The organism is Streptomyces sp. NPDC101166 (genome assembly GCF_044768125.1).
GTDB lineage: Bacteria > Actinomycetota > Actinomycetes > Streptomycetales > Streptomycetaceae > Streptomyces.
The window spans coordinates 97,832-119,869 of sequence record NZ_JBIWPF010000010.1 but is presented as its reverse complement, the minus strand read 5'-3'; the positions used below and the strand labels follow the sequence as shown (position 1 = coordinate 119,869).

Annotated in this window: 21 protein-coding genes; 9 read left to right on the top strand and 12 right to left on the bottom strand. The window is 71.1% G+C overall.

Annotation, left to right across the window (positions count from 1 at the left end):
• The first annotated feature begins 148 nt into the window (after positions 1–148).
• Complete coding sequence (locus ACIRS4_RS19245; RefSeq protein WP_404197074.1) at positions 149–1,090, top strand: L,D-transpeptidase family protein; 942 nt, start codon at positions 149–151, stop codon at positions 1,088–1,090.
• Positions 1,091–1,335: 245 nt separating this feature from the next.
• Here ACIRS4_RS19245 and ACIRS4_RS19240 read toward each other — a convergent pair whose 3' ends face one another.
• From ACIRS4_RS19240 to ACIRS4_RS19215, 6 genes are all read right to left on the bottom strand, one after another.
• Complete coding sequence (locus ACIRS4_RS19240) at positions 1,336–2,586, bottom strand: hypothetical protein (RefSeq protein ID WP_404197071.1); 1,251 nt, start codon at positions 2,584–2,586, stop codon at positions 1,336–1,338.
• A complete protein-coding gene (locus ACIRS4_RS19235) occupies positions 2,586–3,245 on the bottom strand; it encodes an RNA polymerase sigma factor (protein WP_404197068.1) in 660 nt (219 codons plus the stop codon). The genes ACIRS4_RS19240 and ACIRS4_RS19235 overlap by 1 nt, the downstream gene beginning before the upstream one ends.
• A 365-nt stretch (positions 3,246–3,610) precedes the next feature.
• A complete protein-coding gene (locus ACIRS4_RS19230; RefSeq protein ID WP_404197065.1) occupies positions 3,611–5,608 on the bottom strand; it encodes a glycosyl hydrolase in 1,998 nt (665 codons plus the stop codon).
• A gap of 103 nt (positions 5,609–5,711) precedes the next feature.
• Entirely contained in the window at positions 5,712–6,566 is an 855-nt protein-coding gene (locus tag ACIRS4_RS19225; RefSeq protein ID WP_404197063.1) for a carbohydrate ABC transporter permease, read from the bottom strand.
• On the bottom strand, positions 6,563–7,516 hold the full coding sequence (locus tag ACIRS4_RS19220) for a carbohydrate ABC transporter permease (RefSeq protein WP_404197060.1): 954 nt from the start codon (positions 7,514–7,516) through the stop codon (positions 6,563–6,565). Before ACIRS4_RS19220 ends, ACIRS4_RS19225 begins: the two co-directional genes overlap by 4 nt.
• 95 nt (positions 7,517–7,611) lie before the next feature.
• Entirely contained in the window at positions 7,612–8,931 is a 1,320-nt protein-coding gene (locus ACIRS4_RS19215) for an extracellular solute-binding protein (protein ID WP_404197058.1), read from the bottom strand.
• A gap of 267 nt (positions 8,932–9,198) precedes the next feature.
• Here ACIRS4_RS19215 and ACIRS4_RS19210 point away from each other — a divergent pair, with 267 nt between their 5' ends.
• Both ACIRS4_RS19210 and ACIRS4_RS19205 read left to right on the top strand, forming a co-directional pair.
• Positions 9,199–11,595 carry a glycoside hydrolase family 2 protein gene (locus ACIRS4_RS19210; protein ID WP_404197056.1) on the top strand — a complete coding sequence of 799 codons (2,397 nt, stop codon included), beginning with the start codon at positions 9,199–9,201 and terminating at the stop codon, positions 11,593–11,595.
• Positions 11,592–12,626: a LacI family DNA-binding transcriptional regulator gene (locus tag ACIRS4_RS19205; RefSeq protein ID WP_404197053.1), complete on the top strand. Its 1,035-nt coding sequence runs from the start codon at positions 11,592–11,594 to the stop codon at positions 12,624–12,626. The genes ACIRS4_RS19210 and ACIRS4_RS19205 overlap by 4 nt, the downstream gene beginning before the upstream one ends.
• A gap of 6 nt (positions 12,627–12,632) precedes the next feature.
• Here ACIRS4_RS19205 and ACIRS4_RS19200 read toward each other — a convergent pair whose 3' ends face one another.
• The 3 genes from ACIRS4_RS19200 to ACIRS4_RS19190 form a co-directional block, all read right to left on the bottom strand.
• Complete coding sequence (locus ACIRS4_RS19200) at positions 12,633–13,064, bottom strand: hypothetical protein (RefSeq protein WP_404197050.1); 432 nt, start codon at positions 13,062–13,064, stop codon at positions 12,633–12,635.
• Between the two features lie 137 nt (positions 13,065–13,201).
• Entirely contained in the window at positions 13,202–13,795 is a 594-nt protein-coding gene (locus ACIRS4_RS19195) for a hypothetical protein (protein ID WP_404197047.1), read from the bottom strand.
• A 151-nt stretch (positions 13,796–13,946) separates the two neighbouring features.
• Positions 13,947–15,647 (bottom strand): glycoside hydrolase family 20 protein, encoded by a 1,701-nt coding sequence (locus ACIRS4_RS19190; protein WP_404197044.1) that lies wholly within the window; start codon positions 15,645–15,647, stop codon positions 13,947–13,949.
• A gap of 106 nt (positions 15,648–15,753) precedes the next feature.
• Here ACIRS4_RS19190 and ACIRS4_RS19185 point away from each other — a divergent pair, with 106 nt between their 5' ends.
• The 5 genes from ACIRS4_RS19185 (at position 15,754) to ACIRS4_RS19165 (ending at position 20,010) form a co-directional block, all read left to right on the top strand.
• Positions 15,754–16,407 carry a 2-oxo-4-hydroxy-4-carboxy-5-ureidoimidazoline decarboxylase gene (locus tag ACIRS4_RS19185; RefSeq protein ID WP_404197042.1) on the top strand — a complete coding sequence of 218 codons (654 nt, stop codon included), beginning with the start codon at positions 15,754–15,756 and terminating at the stop codon, positions 16,405–16,407.
• Positions 16,408–16,597: 190 nt separating this feature from the next.
• On the top strand, positions 16,598–16,978 hold the full coding sequence (sdhC, locus tag ACIRS4_RS19180; RefSeq protein WP_130441295.1) for a succinate dehydrogenase, cytochrome b556 subunit: 381 nt from the start codon (positions 16,598–16,600) through the stop codon (positions 16,976–16,978).
• A 5-nt stretch (positions 16,979–16,983) separates the two neighbouring features.
• Positions 16,984–17,466: a succinate dehydrogenase hydrophobic membrane anchor subunit gene (locus tag ACIRS4_RS19175; protein ID WP_130441293.1), complete on the top strand. Its 483-nt coding sequence runs from the start codon at positions 16,984–16,986 to the stop codon at positions 17,464–17,466.
• Between the two features lie 19 nt (positions 17,467–17,485).
• Entirely contained in the window at positions 17,486–19,240 is a 1,755-nt protein-coding gene (gene sdhA / locus ACIRS4_RS19170; protein WP_404197038.1) for a succinate dehydrogenase flavoprotein subunit, read from the top strand.
• A complete protein-coding gene (locus tag ACIRS4_RS19165) occupies positions 19,240–20,010 on the top strand; it encodes a succinate dehydrogenase iron-sulfur subunit (protein ID WP_351095267.1) in 771 nt (256 codons plus the stop codon). The genes sdhA and ACIRS4_RS19165 overlap by 1 nt, the downstream gene beginning before the upstream one ends.
• 80 nt (positions 20,011–20,090) lie before the next feature.
• Here ACIRS4_RS19165 and ACIRS4_RS19160 read toward each other — a convergent pair whose 3' ends face one another.
• The 3 genes from ACIRS4_RS19160 to ACIRS4_RS19150 form a co-directional block, all read right to left on the bottom strand.
• Positions 20,091–20,354: a TM2 domain-containing protein gene (locus tag ACIRS4_RS19160; protein WP_404197035.1), complete on the bottom strand. Its 264-nt coding sequence runs from the start codon at positions 20,352–20,354 to the stop codon at positions 20,091–20,093.
• A gap of 202 nt (positions 20,355–20,556) precedes the next feature.
• Complete coding sequence (locus ACIRS4_RS19155) at positions 20,557–20,967, bottom strand: DUF2752 domain-containing protein (RefSeq protein WP_404197032.1); 411 nt, start codon at positions 20,965–20,967, stop codon at positions 20,557–20,559.
• Entirely contained in the window at positions 20,960–21,388 is a 429-nt protein-coding gene (locus ACIRS4_RS19150; protein WP_404197029.1) for a TM2 domain-containing protein, read from the bottom strand. The genes ACIRS4_RS19155 and ACIRS4_RS19150 overlap by 8 nt, the downstream gene beginning before the upstream one ends.
• A 152-nt stretch (positions 21,389–21,540) precedes the next feature.
• On the opposite strand from ACIRS4_RS19150, the gene ACIRS4_RS19145 reads away from it, so the two are divergent.
• Entirely contained in the window at positions 21,541–21,948 is a 408-nt protein-coding gene (locus ACIRS4_RS19145) for a VOC family protein (protein ID WP_404197027.1), read from the top strand.
• Positions 21,949–22,038: the final 90 nt, after the last annotated feature.

The window sequence follows — 22,038 nt, the reverse complement described above, 5'->3', positions numbered from 1 at the left end:
CACCTTCCGCCGCACTGTCACGCCTTCGGTCCCAACAATGCCGGGCCGTTCGCGCGTCGTCATCCGCGGGGAACAACTCCATGGACCATTCAGGGACCGAGGACGTACGCCGGTGAGACGACGGGGGTCGCGAGTGCGTAGTACGGGCATGACGGCAATGACGGACGCCGCGGGCTTCAGGGGCTCCACCGGCCTCAGTGGCCTCACGGGCAAGCGCGGCAGGGTGAGAGCGGTCGTCGCCGCGGTGGGTGCGGCGGCTCTGGTGACGGTGTGCGGCTGCACGGTGCAGCCGGCCCCCGCCGACCCCAAGGGCCGGGCGCCGGTCCACGTCCGCGTCAGCCCGGGGGCGGGCGACGCCTCGGGCGCTCCCGGTCCGGCGGCGACAGCGGCCGACGCCGGACCCCGGACGTCGCCGCCCGCGGAGAGCCCGACGCCCACGGCTTCGACGGCGGCCCCGCCTGCCGTCCTGTGGTCCCGCGGCGCCTACGGGCGGGACGTGCGCGAGCTCCAGGCCAGGCTGCGGCAGGTCGACTGGCTGCACGACGGGCCGACGGGGACGTACGACGGCGCGACCGCGGAGGCCGTGAAGGGGTTCCAGGGCAAGCGCGGGCTGCCGCGCACGGGACAGACGGACACCGTGACCTGGCAGCGGCTGCTGGCCATGACCCACGAGCCGGGCCGCTGGGAGCTGTATCTGCTGGGTGGCCAGCCCGCCGCCGCACCCGACCCCCGGTGCCTGACCGGGCGGGTGATCTGCGTGGACAAGACGAGCCGGACACTGCGCTGGATGATCGACGGGCGGACCGTGTCGACGATGTCGGTGCGGTTCGGCTCCCAGTACACGCCCACCCGCGAGGGCGTGTTCCAGGTCTACTGGAAGTCCCGCCACCATGTGTCCACGCTCTACGACTCACCGATGCCGTACGCGATGTTCTTCAGCGGCGGTCAGGCGGTGCACTACTCGTCCGACTTCGCGATGCGGGGGTACGCGGGGGCGTCGCACGGCTGTGTCAACGTCCGGGACGAGGGGGCGATCGCGAGGCTGTTCGCGCAGGTGAGGGACGGCGACAAGGTCGTCGTCTCCTGGTGAGGTGCCTGCGACGTGGGGGGCGCGGGCGGGACCGGGGGAACGTGTCCCGCCCGCGCCAGGTGCACGAGCCGTAGGTACGGGGGGAACCCCGGCTCCATGCGAGGGCCGATGACCAGTCGGCTCACTTCTAACTGCGCCGGGCCCAGCAAAAACGTCACACCTGAGCCGGAGAATTTTCGACGACGCGAGAAACCGCAGGTCAGAAGGGGGCACGGGGGTCATGCGGGCGAGGCTGACCGGGCTCTCTAGTCGCCGCCGTTCCCGCCGGCGTTCCCGGCCCCGTCGCCCTGGCCACCCTGGCCGCCGTCCTCGCCGTCCGCGCCCCTGTCGCCCTTCCCGCCCCTGCCGTGGTGGCGGCCGTGATCAGGACCGTGGCCGTGGCCGTCGCCCAGGCCGGGCTTGCCGCCGCCCCAGCCGGCGCCGTCGCCGCCGGGGCCGCCGTACTGCCCGCCCCAGCCGTTCTGACCGTGGCCGCCGGTCCGGCCCTGCCCGCCGGGCTTCTGCGTCCCGGTGTCCGTGCCGGACGGGCCGTCGGGAGTGGTGAGGACGTGGGCGCAGTACACCGGCACACGCCAGACGCCGCCCGCGGCGCTCTCCAGGGAGCGGCGGCGCTGCTGGTTCAGGATCTTGCCGTCGCGCAGGTCCCGGCAGGCGGCGGGCACGCCGCTCGGCCAGGCGCGGCGGTTCCCGACGCCGGGGCCGCCTCCGTCACCGTCGCCCTTCGCCTTGCCCCCGGCGCTCGGGGCGGCCGGGCCGCCGCTCGCCGTGCCGCCCGGGGTGTCCGGGCCGGCCCGGCCGCCGTGGCCCGCGCCCGGCGCGGGTGAGGGGGACAGCGCAGGAGAAGGGGAGTCGAGCGGAAGAGGAGGTCCGGGCGTCGCTGCGGCGGAGACGGAGGTGACCGGGGCGGGCTCGGCGGCGTCGAAGGGGGCGGGGAACCCGCCGACACCGGTCGCCGCCGCCACCCCGCCCGCCATGCCGACGGCCAGGGCGGCCGCCGCGCCCAGGCGAACGGTCCGGCCGCGGCGCGACGGCGTCCGCTCGGGCCGCCCCGCGCCGATCCGCACCACCTGGGCGTCCGCCCCGTCGTCAGGGGCGGGTGCGCCCTGCGCCCCGGAGGCGCCGCCCTGTTCGGCCCGGGCCGCGCGGAACGCGAGCACCGCCGCGTCGGCGGAGGGGTCGCGGGAGTCGACGTAGGCGGTCGTGGGTGTCGTGCGGTCCGCGTGGATCTTGCGGAAGGCCGCCAGGGCCGACGCCTCGCCGGGGAGTTCCTCGTCCGGCGGGACCGGCGGGTCGGAGAGGGCGGCCAGGGCGTTCAGGGTGCGGGCGAGGCGTTCGGCCTCGTCGCGGTGGGCGGGGGCGACAGCGTTGTCCGGCGCGTCCCCGTCCAGCAGCCGTTCCGCCGTACGGCCGTCCAGCCATCGGCCGGGCCGCCGGCGCGCGGCGGGGTCGCCGGAGGGCTCGTCGTCCCCCGGGTGGGCACAGCGCTCGTCGGCCATCACATGTCCTTCTGCGTCCGTGCGTACGCATGCGTCACACCGGCGGACGTGACCGCGCGGGAGCGCGTCGCGCGTTGCGGCGGCAGCGCGTCGAGGACGCCGGCCGTCTCGGGGTCGTCGCCGAGCAGCTCGGCGAGCTTCTTCAGCCCCCGGTGGGCGGCCGTGCGCACGGCGCCGGGTCGTTTGCCGAGGGTCTCGGCGGCGGTCTTGGCGTCGAGGCCCACGACGACCCGCAGGACGACGGCCTCGGCCTGGTCCTGCGGCAGCCGGGCGATGAGGTCGAGCGTGCGGCCGGTCGCGAGGGCCTCGATGGCCTCGCCGGCGGTGTCGGACTCGGCGGGCCGGCCGGTCAGCTCCGCCTCGTCACCGCCGACGGCGGGCCGCCGGCCACGCATGCGGATGTGGTCGAGGGCGCGGTTGCGGGCTATCCGGGCGGCCCAGCCCCGGAACCGGTCGGCGTCCCCGCTGAAGCGTTCGAGGTCGCGGGCGATCTGGAGCCAGGCCTCGGAGGTGACGTCCTCCGCGTCGAGGTCGCCGACGAGTGTGCGGACATAGCCGAGCAGCCGAGGGTGCACCGCGCGGTACACAGCACGGAACCCGGTCTCGTCTCCGCGCTGTGCCGCGAGCACCGCGGCGGTCAGCTCCGCGTCGTCCCCCACGTCGTGGTTCCTCGATTGATGATGGCGGTCTCACCGATCCACGGATGGTCCGCGACTGGTCCGCGGGTGATCGCGGTGTTCCGGCCGCTCCGCCGTCCGGCGCGAAAGGCACGTTACGACCTGAAACCGCCGGTCGTCCATGTCCGTACAAAATGCAATCGACTCGTGACGCGAAGTCCCGCTTCCGGTGTGACAAAAAACGCACTCCCGGCGCTGAGGAGAGTACGGGCCGCCGCGCGGCCCGTGTCCGCGCGGCGGCCGGGGCCTCTCCTGTGGGGGGTGGCGGCCCCGGTCGTCGTCGCCTCGCCCCACCGGGGGTGGACCGGGGCGGGCGGGTCCGGTGGGCGTCGTTCGTCTTCAGGGGCTCATTCGGCTCTGATGTCGTCCACGTACACGACTCCCTTGGTCGCCGCGCCGTTTCCGTGGCCGAGGTACAGGTTGAACCCGCTCACCTTGGCGAGGTGGGCCGCGTCGAGCACGGCATCGGCGTGCGCGGTGTCCCAGGGGGCGGGCTTGAACGCGCTGAACGGCGCCCTGACCTCCTTCCCGTTCGTGTCGCTCAGCGAGGCCCCGTACTCGAAGTAGGCGCCGTCGGCGACGATCTGGAGCACGGCCCCGTTCGCGGAACCGTCTCCCCGCAGCCACAGGGCCATGGAGGTGAAGGCCGACCAGTCCGCGTCGACCGGCTTGCCGATGCCGGTGTACTCGGCGCCGGTGAAGTCGTACGCGTAGGCCAGCCCGTGGGAGCCCGAGGACTTGTGGTCGGCCGACAGGGTGGTGGTGTTGGCGTTGACATGGCTGTACGCCTCGCTCAGGCTGACGTCGTCCCCGGCGTACCCCTCGAAGTCGTCGACCCATCCCGCCGGCAGGGGCGGGGCCTCGCCGAGGAAGACCAGGGCCGAGTCGGTGAACGTCCTTCCTCCCACCCGCGCGCTCACCTTGACGGTCACCGGGCGGTTGTCCAGCCGGGCCGGGGCGATCGACCAGACGCCCGACCAGAAGCCTTCGGCGTCGAGGCGCAGCGGCCGGGCGGGGCCGTCGTCCACGGCGTAGGTGACCCGGCTCGCCTTCCCGGAGGTGACCCGCACCCGGACGGTCGTGCGGGGGACCGTCACGCGCTGCCGGTCCGTGGGGGTCACGAGGTGCAGGAACGGGGCGTTCCCGGTCGCGGTGGTGCGGAGGGAGAACACCTTGCCCAGGTCGGCGGCGAACACCGTGTACGGGTCCTGGTGGTACTCGACGAAGTCGGGCAGCAGGGGCCGGCCCTGGTACGGAACGTAAGCGCGGTTGTCGCCGCCGAAGTTGGCCCAGGTGAGCATGAAGGTCGCCTGCCGGGCCTGCGGGTCCGCCTTGACGGCCGCCAGGAGTCGGGTGAACCAGTTCGGGTCGCGGTTCTCGACGCCGCTCTCCCCGAACTCGGAGTAGGCGGGCGCCTTGCCGCGTTCGTTCGCGAGCCGGACGACCATCGCCAGGTCCTTCACCAGGCCGTCGAGCCAGGCCGTCGAGCCGGCTGAATCGTCGTAGGCGTCGTAGCCGAGGACGTCGACGAACTCGTCGCCCGGGTAGGTCTTGAGGTAGCCCGTCGGGTCGCCTCCGAAGCCGGAGTTGGGCGAATAGGCGTAGAGCAGGTTGCGGACGCACCGGGTGTCGCGCAGGTACTCGACGGTGTAGCGGTACACCTCGATGAACTCGGCGGACGCGGTGTGGCCGGCGCCCCACCAGAACCAGCCGCCGTTGTTCTCGTGGAAGGGGCGGAAGATCACCGGGATCAGGGTGCCGTCCGGCCGCCGCGCGCCCTCGACCGCCTTCGCGACGCGGTCGAGGAAGGCGTTGAACTCGGCGTGCTTCGCTCCGCCGGGGAGGATCTGGGCGACCACCCGGCCCGAGGTGTCGTAGAAGTCCCCGCCCGTGACGAAGTTCGGCATGTGGGCGCTGAGCGTGTTGATCCCTCCCCGTGCGTCCCCCTGCTGGATGCACCGGCTGAGCGCGGCGATGTTGTCGGCCTCGGTCGCCTCCTCGCTGCCGGGGCGTTCGCGGCCGTCGAGGATGAGGGTGTCCCAGCCGAAGACCGCGGGGTGGTCGCCCACCGCCGCCTCGGTGTCGGACGCCTTGCCGTCGGGGGTGGTGAAGGTGAAGCCGTAGGTGAGGTCGTGCTGGTGACCGAACAGGATGCCCTTCCCCTGCTGCTTCTTGAGATACGCGAAGAGCGAGCGGGTGGCGGGGGTCGCCCTGTCGTCGACGATCCGGACCGGTGTCGCGGCGCCGGCGGGCGCTGCGGCCGCCGGCAACCGGGTGCCGGCCGTCATGGCGACCGCGGTGCCGATGACGAGGAACGTGCGGCGGTTCAGCGGCGAGTCGGTCATGTACGTCTCCTTCGACGTGGCGATTCCTCGTGCGGGACGGCAGCTCGCTTCGAGCCGTGAACCGGGCGGACGGGTCACGCGGTCGGGCGGTCGGACACCGGTCTCACTTGGTGGCGCCGCGCGCGAACCCGTTGTAGATGTAGCGCTGGAGGAAGAGGAAGACGACCAGCGTCGGCACGATGACGAGGATCGCGCCGGCCGATATGGCCTCCCAGTGGGCGCCGTAGGGGCCCTTGAAGCGGAACAGGGCGGTGGACATCGTGCCGAGGTTCTCGGAAGGCATGTAGAGGAACGGGATGTAGAAGTCGTTGTAGACCGTGATGCCCTTGATGATGACGACGGTGGCGATCGCCGGCTTGAGCAGCGGGAAGATGATCCGCCAGTAGACGGTGAGCGCGTTCGCGCCGTCGAGTCGGGCGGCCTCGTCGAGGGAGACGGGGATCGAGCGGATGAACTGCAGGAAGATGTAGATGGACACGATGTCGGTGCCCGTGTACAGCAGGATCGGCGCCCACCGGGTGTCGAAGAGACCGAAGCTGTTGACCACCTGGAAGGTGGCCACCTGCGTGGTCACGCCCGGTACCAGGGCGGCCACCAGGAACAGCCCCATGACCAGCTTCTTGCCCCGGAAGTGGAAGCGGTCGATGGCGTACGCGGTCATCGAGCCGATGATCACGGTGCCGGTGACGGAGAACAGCAGGATGAAGGCGGTGTTCCCGAACGCCGTCAGCATCTGGCCGTCCCGGAAGGCCGTGACGTAGTTGGAGAAGTTCAGCCAGTCGCCGGGAGGTCGGAACGCCCCGCCTCCGTTCGTCGCCTCCTTCTCCGTCTTGAGCGAGGTGAGGAACACGACGGCCAGGGGGACCAGGACCACCAGCGAGGCCAGGACCAGGGACAGATGGATGAGGACCGAGGCGATGCCCCGGGGACGACGGCCGTCCACCGTGTCGGCGGTCATACGAGGTCCACTCTCTCGTCGGGCACGAGGCGGCGCTGGATCCAGGTGATCAGCAGGATGATCAGGAGCAGTACGACGGCGGCGGCCGAGGCCAGCCCCGTCTTGTTGAACTGGAACGCGAGTTTCACCGTCTGGATGACGAACGTCGTGGTGCCCGTGGCGCCGCCGGTCATGATGTAGGGGATCTCGAACACCGACAGCGAGCCGGACACGGCGAGGATCACGCTCAGGCTGACCACGGGCTTGATGCTCGGAAGGATCAGGTGCCGGAACTGGTGCCAGCGGGTGGCGCCGTCGAGCTGGGCCGCCTCGTACAGCTCCCCCGGGACGGACTGGATCGCTCCCAGGAAGAGCACGAAGTTCAGGCCGGTGAAGCGCCAGACGGACACGCCCGCCAGGGAGACGTTCGCGGACGTCGGCGTGCCGAGCCAGGAGTGGTCGGCGCCCGCGCCGAACCAGGACAGCACCGAGTCGAGTGTGCCGCCGTCTTGGAAGAAGTACAGGAAGACGAAGCCGATCGCGACGCCGTTGATGAGGTACGGGAAGAACAGGATTCCCTTGAACAGGTTGCGCAGGCGCAGGTTGAAGCTCAGGACGGTCGCGAAGTACAGGGCGATGACGATCTGCACGACGGACGCGGCCAGGTAGTAGAGGCTGACGAAGAACACCCGGAACAGCTCGGGCCTGGTGAACAGCTCGGCGTAGTTGCCGGTTCCCGTGAGGTGGATCTCCGGGCTGACGCCGTCCCAGTCGGTGAAGCTGTAGTAGATCATGTTCGCCACGGGCACGTAGGTGAACGTGATCAGCAGGACCAGCGGAGCCAGGAGGAACAACCACGGGGTCGCCCTGCGCAGGACTCCCCCGCCGGAGCGGGAACCGCTCGGCGCCGGGCGGGTGCTGGTGCTCTCCTTGTCCACGCGTGCGGCGGGCGGGTGGGTGGTGTGGGTCATGTCGGCCTTTCGGTCGTCCACTTGACGCGGTCGGCGGGCCGGGGCCGGCCGGCGGGCGTCCGGCCCCGGCCCCGGCCCCCGGGTGTCGCTCCCCGTCAGCTGCCCGCGGACTTCGCCGCCCGGCTCCACTTCTTGTCGAGGTCGGCGAAGTAGTCCTTCAGGCTTCCGCCCTGGACGCCACGCGCCATGTCGACCAGCTTCTGCCGGTAGTCGGGCTTGGCCAGGCCGATCTCGGCCGCGTTGTCGATGGCGTTGACCTGGGTGCTCTTGGCCTCGGACCGCTCCATCAGGCTGACACCGTTGTCCTCGAAGGGCTTCAAGGTGGCAGGCAGGGCACCGGACTTGAGCGTCGGGATGGAGCCCTCGTTCTGCGCGAAGCCGGACTTGTCGGTGAACCAGTCGACCCACGCCCGTGCGGCGGCCTTGTTCTTGGAGTGGATGCTCACCGCTTCCTGGTAGTCGGAGGAGAGCATGCCGCAGAACTTGCCGTTCTTCTGCGCGGGGAACGGCATGAAGCCGATGTCGTCGGGGTTCGTCCCGGCCGTCGTCGCCGCGTTCTGCATCTGGCTGATGGCCCAGGAGCCGAGCTGCATGGTGGCGATCTCACCGCGGGCGATCATGCCCTTGGAGTTCTCCCAGTTGGTGGTGGAGGGGTCCTTCTCGATGAGCTTTTCGTGGACGACGTCGTAGAGCAGGGTGTCGATGACGTCGAGGTCGCTGCCCGCGGCCCAGGGGGCGGTGGAGGTCGCCAGCTTGTCGTTGGCCTGTGCGTCGCAGCTGACCGAGCCGATGCTCGCGGTGCCGGCGGTCAGCGGCCACTGGTCCTTGAAGTTCGTGTAGTACGGCACCGCGTCGGTCTTGGCCTTGACAGCCCTGAGACCGGTCAGGAACTGCTCCGGGCTGGTGGGCCAGGAGGTGATGCCGGCCTTCTTCCAGACGGCCTTGTTGTAGACGAAGCCGTCGGCGTTGCCCACGGTCGCGAGGCCGTACACCTTGCCGTCGACATTCGCCTTGTCGGTGAAGCGGTACTTCCTGCTCAGCTCGGTGGCACTGCCGAGGGAGGCGAAGAACGACGGGTAGTCCTTCTTGGCGATCGCGTTCGGGATCATCAGCACGTCACCGTAGTTGCGGGTGTTCATGCGGATCTTGACCTCACCCTCGTAGTCGGTGATGCCGTCGAACTTCACGGTCACCTTGGGGTAGATCTTGTTGAACGTGGCGGCGTACTTCTTCAGCGTCCCGTTCTGCACCAGGTCCGTACGGTGCGTCAGGACGGTGATGGCGCCGGACACGCTGCCCGGATCCGACGCCGCGGCAGCCGACTCGCCCTTCGGCGCCGCCGCTCCCGTGCATCCCGTCGCGGTGACCGCCATGACTGCGGTCAGTGCGGCGACGGCGAGTGCCTTCCTCCCCATACGCCCAGCTCCTTCCAGTGTGCGGCTCAGACCCGGCTTTGGGCTGTCGGCACTATGGCACCGCCAAATTGAACCGGTAAAGCTCCAGAGACAAAATTGTTACCCCGAGCCCCGAAAGCCGGCGGATACACCTGGGCTTAATCAAGGTAAAACTCGCCATAAGCCGCACACAGGGCGGGGCTATACCGGTTTATGGACATCGCTTGCTCAGGCGGTTAGGTTGGCCTGCGCCGTGACCAAGACCGACCTCCGTGAGGGGAGCCGCACATGAAGGACGTCACCGAGCTCAGCGACGGGTGGGGGCTGTGCCACGGGGACGAGGTGCTGCCCGCCCGGGTGCCGGGCTGCGTGCACGCCGACCTCCTGGGCGCGGGGCTCATCCCGGACCCCTTCATCGGCGCCAACGAGCACGAGGTGGCCTGGGTCGGCGACCGTGCCTGGACGTACACCGCCCGGCTCACCACCGAGAGCGCCCACGAACGGACGGACCTGGTCTTCGACGGCCTCGACACCGCGGCCGAGATCACGCTGGACGGCGAGGTGCTCGGCCGGACCCGCAACATGCACCGCTCGTACCGGTTCGACGTCACCGGCCGCGGCGGCGAGCTCCAGGTGCTGTTCACCCCGGCCCGCGAGGAGGCCGAGGCGGTGCGCAAGGCGGTCGGCGACCGGCCCAACGTCTATCCCGAACCGTCCCAGTACATCCGCAAGATGGCGTGCAGCTTCGGCTGGGACTGGGGACCCACCGTCGTCACCGCCGGCATGTGGCGGCCGGTCCGCCTGGAGCACTGGTCGACGGCCAGGATCGCCCAGGTCCGGCCCGCGGTCACGGTCGTCGGGACGCGCGGACGGGTGGAGGTCCGCCTCGTCCTGGAGCGCACCGCCGCCGGCGCCGGACGCCCGCTGACCGCACGGGCCTCCGTGGCCGGCGTCGACACCGGGATCACCGTCGAGGGCACGGAGGCGACCCTCGTCCTGGACGTCCCCGAGCCGGAGCTGTGGTGGCCGCGCGGCCAGGGCGGGCAGCCGCTCCACGACCTGACGGTCACCCTCACCGACGGCGACAGCCCACTGGACGCCTGGCGGCGCCGGATCGGCTTCCGCACGGTCGAAGTGGACCGCACCGCCGACGAGCACGGCACCGGCTTCACCCTCGTCGTCAACGGGGTACGCCTCTTCACCCGCGGCGTGAACTGGATCCCCGACGACGTCCTGCCCTCCCGCATCACCCCCGAGCGCTACCGCCACCGCCTCTCCCAGGCCGCTGACGCGAACATCGACCTCGTCCGCGTCTGGGGCGGCGGCATCTACGAGGACGAGGCCTTCTACGACGCCTGCGACGAACTCGGCCTGATGGTGTGGCAGGACTTCCTGTTCGCCTGCTCCGCCTACCCCGAGGAGCAGCCGCTGCGCGGCGAGGTGGAGGCCGAGGCACGCGAGAACGTCGTACGTCTCATGCCGCATCCCTCGCTGGTGGTGTGGAACGGCAACAACGAGAACCTGTGGGGCTTCAGGGACTGGGGGTGGGAGCCCGAACTCGCCGGAGACTCCTGGGGCGAGGGGTACTACCTGGGCCTGCTGCCGCGGGTCGTGGCCGAGCTGGACCCGACCCGGCCGTACACGGCGGGCAGCCCCTGGTCCGGTTCCTGGGACCACCACCCCAACGATCCGGCACACGGCACCCACCACTCCTGGGAAGTGTGGAACCGCCGCGACTTCGCCGGGTACCGCGACAGCGTGCCCCGGTTCGTCGCCGAGTTCGGCTGGCAGGCGCCGCCCGCCCTGGCCACCCTGCGCCGCGCCCTGCCGGGCGAGGACCTGGCGCCCGGCTCGCCGGGCATGCTGCACCACCAGAAGGCCGAGGACGGCAACGGCAAACTGAACCGCGGGGTGGCACGCCATTTCGCGCTCCCCGAGGGCGACTTCGACCGCTGGCACTACCTGACCCAGGTGGTCCAGGCACGGGCGATCGCCGCGGGCATCGAGCACTGGCGCTCCCACTGGCCCCGCTGCGCGGGCACGATCGTGTGGCAGCTCAACGACTGCTGGCCGGTCAGCTCCTGGTCCGCCGTCGACGGAGACGGCCGGCTCAAGCCGCTCCACCACGAGCTGCGGCGCCTGTACGCCGACCGGCTGCTCACCCTCCAGCCCGCCGCCGAGGGGGTCGTGCTCGGGCTGGTCAACCAGTCGGCCACCCCCTGGCGGGCCGAGGTCACCGTCCGCCGGACCACCGCCGACGGGGCGGTGTCCGCCCGGGTGCCGCTCACCGTGGAGGTGGCGGCGCGTGACGCCGTCCGGACACCGCTGCCCGTGGACGCACTCGGCGTCGCAGGGGAGGGAGAGTTCCTGGTCGCGGACGTGGACGGGCTGCGCGCCGTGCACTTCCCGGTGCCGGACCGCGAGTTCCCCTACCCGCCTCCCCGGTTCGACGTGCGCGTGGAACCGGTCGCCGGCGCTGCGGATACAGTCGACGTCGTGGTCACAGCGCAAACCCTCGTACGGGACCTCCTCCTGCAACCCGACCGCCTCGCCCCCGACGCGACGGCCGACACAGGTCTTGTCACTCTGCTTCCCGGCGAGGAGACCAGGATCCGGGTGGGCGGCTGGTCCGAGCCCGGCACCGCGGCGGCCCGGGCGGCCGTCTTCTGCGTGGAACCGACGTGAGCGCAGCACCTCCCCGACGCGTCACCATCAAGGACGTGGCGGCCCGGGCCGGCGTGTCGAAGGGAGCGGTGTCGCTCGCCTTCAACGACAGGCCCGGGGTGTCCGACTCCACCCGTGACCGCATCTTCCAGGCGGCCCGGGACCTGGGCTGGGCCCCCAACGTCCGGGCCCGCGGCCTGTCGTCCGGGACCAGGGTGGACACCATCGGCCTCGCCATCTGCCGGCCGGCCCGGCTGCTCGGGCTGGAGCCGTTCTACATGGAGTTCATCTCCGGGGTGGAGAGCGTGCTGGCCGAGCGGTCCTGCTCGCTCCTGCTGCATCTGGTGCGGGACGTGGACGAGGAGATCGCGCTCCAGCAGCGGTGGTGGCAGGGCCGGCAGGTGGGCGGATCGATCCTGGTGGACTTCCGCGAGAACGATCCCCGCGTGCCCGCGCTGCGGGCCATCGGGCTCCCCGCGGTGGCGGTCGGCCACCCGTCGCTGACGGGCGGCTTCACCTCGGTGTGGACGGACGACGCCACCGCCGCCACGGAGGCCGTGCGCTATCTGGCGGCGCTCGGCCATCGCCGCATCGCCCGCGTCGGCGGTCCCGCCGGACTCGGGCACAGCGCCATCCGCGCGAAGGCGTTCACCGAGGCCACGCGCGAACTGGGCCTCGCCGACGACCTCCAGATCGCCACGGGCTACGAGGGCGAGGAGGGGGCCCGCGCCACCCGTTCCCTGCTGCTCATGGCCGAGCGGCCCACGGCGATCCTCTACGACAACGACATCATGGCCGTCGCCGGGACCGCCGTCGCCGCGGAACTGGGCCTGTCGGTGCCGCGTGACCTCTCCCTGCTCGCCTGGGACGACTCCCAGCTGTGCCGGCTGACCCACCCGCCGCTGTCCGCGATGAGCCACGACGTGCACGGGTTCGGCGCGGACGTCGCCCGTACCCTGTTCGCGGTCATGGGCGACGAGGAAGCCTCGTCCCACCAGGTCGCCACGCCCTCGCTCACCCCTCGCGGATCGACGGCCCCACCACTCAGGTAGGAGACGTCACATCGTCGACGCGGGGCCAGCGGTGGTCGCGTCCCGGCACAGCAGGCGCAGGGAGCCGTGGCCGGCGAAGCAGCGGCGGGCCTCGTCGATCGGGTCCCAGAGGCGGCCGTCGGGCGTGCGGACCCAGTGGTCGCCGCCCGTCGCCCACCACTCGGCGCCGGTCTCACGGGCGAGCACCTCGCCCGCGTACGAGCCGAGCCCGCGCAGCACGCCGTCCACGGCGGCGTACGGCGTGCCCTCCCGCCGCAGGTCCTCGATGAGCCGGTCGACGCGCCACAGGCTCCGCGCCGTGTAGTCGAGCCGCAGCCGCGCGCCCTCGCGCAGGGTGGCCACGGCGTCGGCCGCCCACCGCACCGGTTTCGCGGCGGCGTGGGGGCGTCCCTCGGGGGCGTGCGGGGTCTGCGGGAAGGCTGTCGTCGCGCTGGTCATACCAGGGATCATGTGCGGAAGGGACCGCGTTCGTCACCGGGTCGAGGGCCCTCAGACGGGTGTTTTCCCGGACCGGTGCAGGACCACCCCGCCTCCCCCGCAGCACGCCCACACGACGCCCATAGGGCTCGCGTGCCTCAGCCCGCGGCGCGGGCCCGGCGGGAGACCGCCGCGCGCAGGACGCGGCGGCCCTCCGTGGTGAGGCCCAGGGCCTGGCGCAGGCCGCCCGCGCCGCGTGCGGCGACGACCTCCAGCACGGTGAGCTGGCGGCGCAGCTCGGCGGCGGCGAGCGGGGGCATGCCCTCGGTGTCCCCGGCGCGGCGCGCGTCGAGCGGGGTCGGGTCGTCGGCCGGGTCGAGGAGCCGGTGGATGCCGAGGGAGGCGACCGAGCAGGCCTCGGCCCACTCCCGCAGCTCGGCGGCGGAGCGCCCGGCGGGAGCCGCGTCGAGCATGCGCCGCGCAAGCCGCACGGGCTCGTCGCCGGCATCCCCCGAGCCGCGCTGAGCCGCGGAGTCGCCGAAAGCCCCCGCGTCGGCGTCCAGTTTGGCCCGCACCTGCTCGACCAGCGGGCCCCAGCCCGCCGGGTCGGAGTCGTCGGTGAGGTTCGCCCACAGCGGGCGCAGGATCTCGTCGTCGCCGCCCAGCAGCGGCACGCACCGATCCAAACAAGCCAGTCCGCTCGCCGCCAGGCCGCGATCGTCCGCCGTGGCGATGAGGTCCACCACGCTCATGCACGCCTCCCTCCCCCGGGCCCCATCCTTACGGAGCCCGCAGTTCCCCTCACTGCGTGCGACAGTCAGGGAGTGTCAAAGGGTGCACGGCGAAACGGATCAACGCAAGGATTCAGCCACGATCACCCCGCGCCGATCCTCTGAGGCCCCGTCAGCCCAGCCGGTTCGCCAGCGCCTTGAACTGCGTCCAGGACAGCTTCGGCGCGCCCGGGTCCCACAGCTTCTGGACGGTCGCCCGCAGAGGCATCCGGATGCCTGCCGCGACCTGGTCCTGCGTCTGCGAGTTCGCGAGGTCGCACCAGACGGCGAAGGTCCCGCCGAGTATCTGGCCGTCGTATTTCGCGGGCACCGCCGTGCTGCCGCGCAGCACCCGCGGGGTCCACTGCTCGTAGATCCGCTGCCCCGTCGGGTAGACGAAGGTCTGGGGCTCGCCGAGGACGTAGTACAGGTACTCGTCGTTGTAGTTGATCACCTTGCGGCCGGTGCTCAGGTAGGAGAGGGGCTGCCGCGCACCGATCTCCTTGCCGGTCCAGTAGGCGGCCTCCAGGTCGCCGGCGGCCTTCACCGACGTCTGCCGGAAGAAGCCGTCGTTCCACACCCGCATGGTGCGGTCATGGGCGCGGACGGTGTCGGCACGGGCGTTCAGCCAGCCGGTGGCGAGGTCGGCGACACCCGCGCCGGGGCCGTAGGCCTTGCGGGCGGCGGCGGCGAGCTGCGGGTAGGAGGCCTCGGGGTCGGAGACGGTCAGCGCCTGGTACTCGTCGCCGCCCAGGTGCCACTGCGCTCCCGGGAACAGCCCGGCGAACTCGTTCAGCAGGTCGTCCAGGAGGGCGGCGGAGGCGGGCTTGGAGATGTCGATCGCCCCGCGGGTGGCGTTGCCCCGCACGTTGCGCAGTTGCAGCTCGGGGTGGGCGGCGAGGACCGCGCCCAGATGTCCGGGCGAGTCGATCTCGGGGACGACGGTGATGTGCCGGCTCGCCGCGAGGTCGACGATCTGCTTGACCTGCGCCTTGGTGAGGTGCTTCGCGGAGACGATCTCGGGGTGGGTGTCGGACTGGATCCGGAAGGCCTGGTCGTCGGAGAAGTGCAGCCCGATCTCGTTGTACTTCAGGTCGCCCAGCTCGCGGACGCGGTCCTGTATCCAGTCCGCCGTGAAGTTCTTGCGGGCGATGTCGAGCATGAACCCGCGCCGCGGCTTGGCCGGCTCGTCGCGGACGACGCCCTCGGGGGCCGTGCCGCCGCCGTGCACCTCCTGCTTCAGCGTCCGTGTGCCGTAGAAGACCCCGGCGTCGGACGGCCCGCTGACGGTGACCTGCCCGCCCCGCACGGTCATGGTGTACGACTCCGGGTTCGCGCCCGCGCCCTTGTTCCGCGTCAGCCGCAGGTCCCCCGCGCGGGTGTCGCTCCGAACGCCCGCGTAGGACATCTTCAGCTCGCCGGCTATCAGCCGCCCCTCGTCGGCGAGGCCCGCGTCGCCCACCACCACCCGGTGCCCGGCGGCGGGACGCCAGCCGGGTCCGCGCGCGGCGGTGTGCGAGCGGACCGCGGGTATGGTCCGCGGCGGCTGCGAGAGCGCGTACGAGCGGCTGGGCGACGGGCTCGCCGCCGCCGCTGGGCCGCCCGCGGACCTGCCGCCGGCCGCCTTGTCGCCGCCCGAGGCCTTGCTGCCGCCGTCGCCGTCGGTCTGCCGCGCCGCCGCTCCGGCCGGTGCTCCGCCGTCCCCGTCGCCGGAGGCCCATACGCCCACCCCGGCTCCCAGGACGACGACGAGACCACCGGCCAGCAGGGCCCGCCGCGTCACTTTCTGCGGGTTCTTCTCCGGCGCCCTGCGCCGGTGCCTGTGCCTGCTCACTCCGCCAACCTACGACCCGAGCGCGCGTCAAGCGCGCCGAAGGGGTCCACCCCTGATTCCGAAACTCTCCCGTGCGGGTGAAATTCGGGCATCTCTCGGACAGGTCATGACCACTCTCGATAACGTGGTCACACCATTCACAAGATCCCCTGACACATCACACGTGACGCGAGGACCCACGCTGTCTGCGCACCGTATCTCCCGCCTCCCGGGCGGCGTCGCCATACCGACGCTCCCCGAGCAGACCCGTATGCCTTCGCCCGCCCTGGACGGGTTCAACGGCGCGCCCGACGACGAGGCCCGCCGCACCCTGCTGACCTGTCTGCACAGCCCGCGCTGGGCCCGCAGCGTCGCGGACCACCGCCCCTACCCCACCCCGGACGCCCTGCTGGCCGCGTCCGACGAGGCGGCGTACGACCTGACCCCGGCCGACCTGGCGGAAGCGCTGGCCGCAGAGGCCCTCCCCGCCCTCCCGGCCGACGCCTACGGAGCCGCCCACACCGCCCTCAGCGCGGCCCACGCCGCCTACGAGTCCCGCTTCGGCCACGCCTTCGTCCTCTACCTCGGCGACACGCCTCCCGAGGAATCCCTCGACCACACTCTCGAAGCATTCCGGTCACGATTGACAAACGATCCGGAGACCGAGCGCGAGGTGGCGGCCGAAGAACTCCGCCGCCTGGCAAGAGGGCGGTTGATGACCCACTTGAGGGGCGCGGGGAACTGCGCGACCAGCCGAAACGCACCCGCAGTCGGTAGATAACCGAACATAACGTCCGGGCCGCCGCCGAGGTTCACCCGAACGCGTGCCACTTGGATCACACCGGGAGGCCCCCCGTAAGCCCAGCGGCAGCGCGTCGCTACGATGCTGGGGGCCGGTGGACCGTACCCGGCCGGGCCCGTCCGACGCCGAAGCCGGCAGGCCCCAGTCCCCGCTCCCGGAGGGTTCTTCCGTGCCGGCTGGAACGCTGTACCGCGGCCGGGAAGGAATGTGGTCCTGGGTGGCTCATCGAGTCACCGGCGTCCTCATCTTCTTCTTCCTGTTCGTACACGTGCTGGACACCGCACTCGTGCGTGTCTCCCCCGAGGACTACGACAAGGTCGTAGCCACGTACAAGACGCCGATCGTGGCCGTGCTGGAGTACGGCCTCGTCGCCGCCATCCTCTTCCACGCGCTGAACGGCCTGCGTGTCATCGCCGTCGACTTCTGGTCGAAGGGCCCGCGCTACCAGAAGCAGATGCTCTGGACCGTCGTGGGCATCTGGGTCGTGCTGATGCTCGGGGCGATCTACCCCGTCCTCGGCCACGCCGCTCGTGAAGTCCTCGGGAGCTGAGACAGATGGCGACCACTGAAACCACCGCTTCCGGCATCGGCCCCGTCGAGGGCGGTTCCGGCTACAGCGTCGACAACCCGGCCCCGCTGATCGAGGCCCCGCGCAAGCGCACCAAGAAGTCCCCGAAGTCGACCCGGGGCAACTTCGAGATGGCCGCGTGGCTGTTCATGCGCCTGTCCGGCGTGGTGCTCGTCGTCCTGGTCATCGGCCACCTGCTCATCCAGCTGGTGCTGGACGGCGGCGTGTCGAAGATCGGCTTCGCCTTCGTGGCGGGCCGCTGGGCGTCCCCGTTCTGGCAGGTCTGGGACCTGCTGATGCTGTGGCTGGCGATGCTGCACGGGGCGAACGGTCTGCGCACGGTCATCAACGACTACGCGGAGCGCGCGAACACCCGGCTGTGGCTGAAGGGCCTGCTCTACACCGCCACGGTGTTCACCATCCTGCTGGGCACGCTGGTGATCTTCACCTTCGACCCGAACATCCGCTAGGCACGGGGCTGCGAGAATCATGAAGATCCACAAGTACGAGACCGTCATCGTCGGCGCCGGCGGCGCGGGCATGCGCGCGGCCATCGAGTCGACGAAGCGCAGCCGCACCGCGGTCCTGACGAAGCTCTACCCCACCCGCTCCCACACGGGCGCCGCGCAGGGCGGCATGGCCGCCGCGCTGGCCAACGTGGAGGAGGACAACTGGGAGTGGCACACCTTCGACACGGTCAAGGGCGGTGACTACCTGGTCGACCAGGACGCCGCCGAGATCCTGGCGAAGGAGGCCATCGACTCCGTCCTCGACCTGGAGAAGATGGGCCTGCCGTTCAACCGGACCCCGAACGGCACCATCGACCAGCGCCGCTTCGGCGGCCACAGCCGCAACCACGGCGAGGCCCCGGTCCGCCGCTCCTGCTACGCGGCCGACCGCACCGGTCACATGATCCTCCAGACGCTGTACCAGAACTGCGTCAAGGAGGGCGTGGAGTTCTTCAACGAGTTCTACGTCCTGGACCAGCTGATCACCGAGGTCGACGGCGTCAAGAAGTCGGCCGGCGTCGTGGCGTACGAGCTGGCGACCGGCGAGATCCACATCTTCCAGGCGAAGGCCGTGATCTACGCCTCCGGCGGCACCGGCAAGTTCTTCAAGGTGACGTCGAACGCGCACACCCTGACCGGTGACGGTCAGGCGGCCGTGTACCGGCGCGGGCTGCCGCTGGAGGACATGGAGTTCTTCCAGTTCCACCCGACCGGCATCTGGCGCATGGGCATCCTGCTGACGGAGGGCGCCCGCGGCGAGGGCGGCATCCTGCGCAACAAGGACGGCGAGCGCTTCATGGAGAAGTACGCGCCGGTCATGAAGGACCTCGCGTCCCGTGACGTCGTCTCCCGCTCGATCTACACCGAGATCCGTGAGGGCCGCGGCTGCGGTCCCGAGGGCGACCACGTCTTCCTGGACCTCACCCACCTCCCGCCGGAGCAGCTGGACGCCAAGCTGCCGGACATCACCGAGTTCGCGCGGACCTACCTGGGCATCGAGCCGTACACCGACCCGATCCCGATCCAGCCGACCGCGCACTACGCGATGGGCGGCATTCCGACGAACGTCGAGGGCGAGGTGCTGGCGGACAACACCACCGTCGTGCCCGGCCTGTACGCCGCCGGCGAGGTCGCCTGCGTGTCCGTGCACGGCGCGAACCGTCTGGGCACCAACTCGCTGCTGGACATCAACGTCTTCGGGCGCCGCGCCGGCATCGCCGCCGCCGAGTACTCCCAGAAGGCGGAGTTCGTCGAGCTGCCGGAGAACCCGGAGTCCCTGGTCGTCGAGCAGATCGAGCGGCTGCGCAGCTCGACCGGCACCGAGCGGGTGGCGGAGCTGCGCCGCGAGCTCCAGGAGACCATGGACGCCAACGTCATGGTGTTCCGCACCGAGCAGACCATCAAGACGGCCGTCGAGAAGATCGCCGAGCTGCGCGAGCGCTACCGGAACGTGGCGATCCAGGACAAGGGCAAGCGGTTCAACACGGACCTGCTGGAGGCCGTCGAGCTGGGCAACCTGCTGGACCTGGCCGAGGTCATGGCGGTGTCGGCGCTGGCCCGCAAGGAGTCCCGCGGCGGTCACTACCGCGAGGACTACCCCAACCGCGACGACGTCAACTTCATGCGTCACACCATGGCGTACCGCGAGGTCGGCGACGACGGCACCGAGACCGTCCGCCTCGACTACAAGCCGGTCGTCCAGACCCGCTACCAGCCGATGGAGCGTAAGTACTGATGGCAACTCCCGTTCTGGACAAGGCCGAGACCCCCGATTCGGCGTCCGCGGCCTCCCCGTACATCACCGTCACCTTCCGGATCCGCCGGTTCAACCCGGAGGTCTCCGCGGAGGCGACCTGGGAAGACTTCCAGCTGGAGATCGACCCCAAGGAGCGCGTCCTCGACGGTCTGCACAAGATCAAGTGGGACGTCGACGGCACGCTGACCTTCCGCCGTTCCTGCGCCCACGGCATCTGCGGCTCGGACGCGATGCGGATCAACGGCAAGAACCGTCTGGCGTGCAAGACGCTGATCAAGGACATCAACCCGGAGAAGCCGATCACGGTCGAGCCCATCAAGGGCCTGACGGTCCTGAAGGACCTCGTGGTCGACATGGAGCCGTTCTTCCAGGCGTACCGCGACGTGATGCCCTTCCTGATCACGAAGGACACCAACGAGCCGACGCGGGAACGCCTGCAGACGGCGGAGGACCGCGAGCGCTTCGACGACACGACGAAGTGCATCCTCTGCGCGGCCTGCACGTCGTCGTGCCCGGTGTTCTGGAACGACGGGCAGTACTTCGGCCCGGCGGCCATCGTCAACGCGCACCGGTTCATCTTCGACTCGCGTGACGAGGCCGGCGAGCAGCGCCTGGAGATCCTCAACGACCGTGACGGCGTGTGGCGTTGCCGCACGACCTTCAACTGCACGGACGCCTGCCCGCGTGGCATCGAGGTCACCAAGGCGATCCAGGAGGTGAAGCGGGCGCTGATCACGCGCCGCTTCTGAGGCTTCCTCGCCCCTGACACGCCGATGGCCCCGCTCCGTTCCCGGAGCGGGGCCATCGGACGTGTACGGCGGGCGGTCGCTCAGCCGCGCAGGACGCGGCCCTGCTTGTCGGTGCGGTCGTTGCTGGTGAGGAACAGGATGCCGTCGATCAGCGACCAGAGGCCGAGGCCGCCGCAGGTGAGGAGCTGGGCGATGCCCACGCCGACGGAGCCGACGTAGAAGCGGCCGATGCCGAGACCGCCCAGGAAGATCTGGAGGATGCCCGCCACGATCTTCGACTTGTCGGAGTACGGACGACCCAGCGGGTCGACGCCGTAGGGGGCCTCGTGGTTGGGGACGCTCATGGGAACTGCTCCTGGGTTCACTGCGAACGGGGACGCCAGGAGGGATCGCGACCTGACGTGCGGTCGCGTCGGCCGTGCATGGACATGCGAGAACGCCCCCCTGTGAAACGTGAGCCTAGAGAGGCCGGTGGGGCGAACGGGAGTGGCCGGGACCGATCGTTCCAGTTCCGTGATCAAAATCGGCCAGTGCGCGAGCCGATGGTCAAACGGTGTTGCGTACGACGGTCCAGGCGACGGCCAGACCCAGGACGACGGCCTGGGCGGGGCGGCCGAGCCGGAGCTGCCGGCGCCGGCCGTGCAGGCCGTCCCACATCCACCGCGCCAGCAGCGCGAGGGCGAACGGCGAGGCGAGCAGCAGGGCCCGGTTGTCGAGCCAGGCCCGGGCGAGGTCGCCGTGCATCAGGTCGTACACCATGCGGGTGCCGCCGCAGGCCGGGCAGAGCAGCCCGGTGACGAACCGGAAGGGGCACCGGGGCAGCAGGTGCCCGCCTTCGTGCGGGTCGGTGACGTACAGATAGGCGGAGCCGGCCGCCCCGGCGGCGAGCACCGCGAGGGGAGCCGCCGCCGGGTGCCGCAGGAGGGAGCCGTGCTCCCGGCCCGCCAGGTCAGCCACGCAGGATCCGGCCGTCGGCGTCGGTCTTGTCGTTGCTGGTGAGCAGGATGATGCCGTCGATCAGCGCCCAGATGCCGAGCCCGCCGCAGGTGAAGAGCTGGGCGAGGCCGATCCCGACGTTGCCGATGTAGAACCGGCCGACGCCGAAGCTGCCCAGGAACAGCTGGAGGATGCCGGCGACGATCTTCGACTTGTCGGAGTAGGGCCGCCCGTAGGGGTCGTAGCCATAGGGGGCGCTGGGGTCGCCGGGGTAACCGCCGCCGGGGGGCGGGTAGCCGCCCCCGCCGGGGTAGCCCGCGGGCGGGGGGTAGCCGGGCGGCTGCTGGCCCTGCTGCGGGTACCCGTAGGGGCCGCCGCCCTGCGGATGGCCGTACCCGGGCTGCTGGGGCGGCTGCTGGGGGTACTGCGGCTGTTCGGACAAGGTGATGTCTCCCGGGACCAGATGATCGGATGTACGGCGCAACAGGTGAGTGCAGGTCATCTTGCAGCAGAAAGGGCGACGGTGAGAAGCCGGGCCCGGAGCACCCCCGGGCAATGACCGGTTCGTGACCGCTGCGACCCTATGGTGACGGTATGTCAGATGATGAGTCGTACGAGCTGCTCGGGTTCGACAACGTGCTGCTGCCCGTGGGGGATCTCGGCGAAGCCGTGGACTTCTACGAGCGGGCCGGGTTCGCGGTGGCGTACCGGTTCGACGAGGCCGGCATCGCCCTGCTGAGGGTCGGCGGCGAGACGCCCGGCGTCCTGCTGCGCCGGGAGGACGCCCTGGGACACCGCACGCCGCCGTGGGCCTGCCCGCGCGTGTGGCTGGAGGTGCCGGACGCCCGCGCGGCGGCCCGGCGGCTGGCGTCCGCCGGCATCACCCCGCTGGAGGGGCCGGCCTCCGCGGCCACCGGCTGGCTCGTCGAGATCGCCGACCCGTGGGGCAACGTCCTGGGTTTCACGGACTACTCCAAGCGTCCCGAACTGGGCCGGGCCTGAGCCGGGGGGCGGTGCGTCCGACCTCACATCCGCCCGTCAGTTGAACGCGTTCAGAAAGAGGTCTACAGTCGCTCTGCGACAGTGTTTTGA

Excerpts from the sequence above, each read along its gene's own strand:
- ACIRS4_RS19245 (WP_404197074.1), top strand. The coding sequence starts at position 149 with ATGACGGCAATGACGGACGCCGCGGGCTTCAGGGGCTCCACCGGCCTC.
- ACIRS4_RS19240 (WP_404197071.1), bottom strand. The coding sequence starts at position 2,586 with ATGGCCGACGAGCGCTGTGCCCACCCGGGGGACGACGAGCCCTCCGGC.
- ACIRS4_RS19230 (WP_404197065.1), bottom strand. The coding sequence starts at position 5,608 with ATGACCGACTCGCCGCTGAACCGCCGCACGTTCCTCGTCATCGGCACC.
- ACIRS4_RS19225 (WP_404197063.1), bottom strand. The coding sequence starts at position 6,566 with ATGACCGCCGACACGGTGGACGGCCGTCGTCCCCGGGGCATCGCCTCG.
- ACIRS4_RS19220 (WP_404197060.1), bottom strand. The coding sequence starts at position 7,516 with ATGACCCACACCACCCACCCGCCCGCCGCACGCGTGGACAAGGAGAGC.
- ACIRS4_RS19215 (WP_404197058.1), bottom strand. The coding sequence starts at position 8,931 with ATGGGGAGGAAGGCACTCGCCGTCGCCGCACTGACCGCAGTCATGGCG.
- ACIRS4_RS19210 (WP_404197056.1), top strand. The coding sequence starts at position 9,199 with ATGAAGGACGTCACCGAGCTCAGCGACGGGTGGGGGCTGTGCCACGGG.
- ACIRS4_RS19200 (WP_404197050.1), bottom strand. The coding sequence starts at position 13,064 with ATGACCAGCGCGACGACAGCCTTCCCGCAGACCCCGCACGCCCCCGAG.
- ACIRS4_RS19195 (WP_404197047.1), bottom strand. The coding sequence starts at position 13,795 with ATGAGCGTGGTGGACCTCATCGCCACGGCGGACGATCGCGGCCTGGCG.
- ACIRS4_RS19185 (WP_404197042.1), top strand. The coding sequence starts at position 15,754 with ATGACCACTCTCGATAACGTGGTCACACCATTCACAAGATCCCCTGAC.
- ACIRS4_RS19175 (WP_130441293.1), top strand. The coding sequence starts at position 16,984 with ATGGCGACCACTGAAACCACCGCTTCCGGCATCGGCCCCGTCGAGGGC.
- sdhA (WP_404197038.1), top strand. The coding sequence starts at position 17,486 with ATGAAGATCCACAAGTACGAGACCGTCATCGTCGGCGCCGGCGGCGCG.
- ACIRS4_RS19165 (WP_351095267.1), top strand. The coding sequence starts at position 19,240 with ATGGCAACTCCCGTTCTGGACAAGGCCGAGACCCCCGATTCGGCGTCC.
- ACIRS4_RS19160 (WP_404197035.1), bottom strand. The coding sequence starts at position 20,354 with ATGAGCGTCCCCAACCACGAGGCCCCCTACGGCGTCGACCCGCTGGGT.
- ACIRS4_RS19145 (WP_404197027.1), top strand. The coding sequence starts at position 21,541 with ATGTCAGATGATGAGTCGTACGAGCTGCTCGGGTTCGACAACGTGCTG.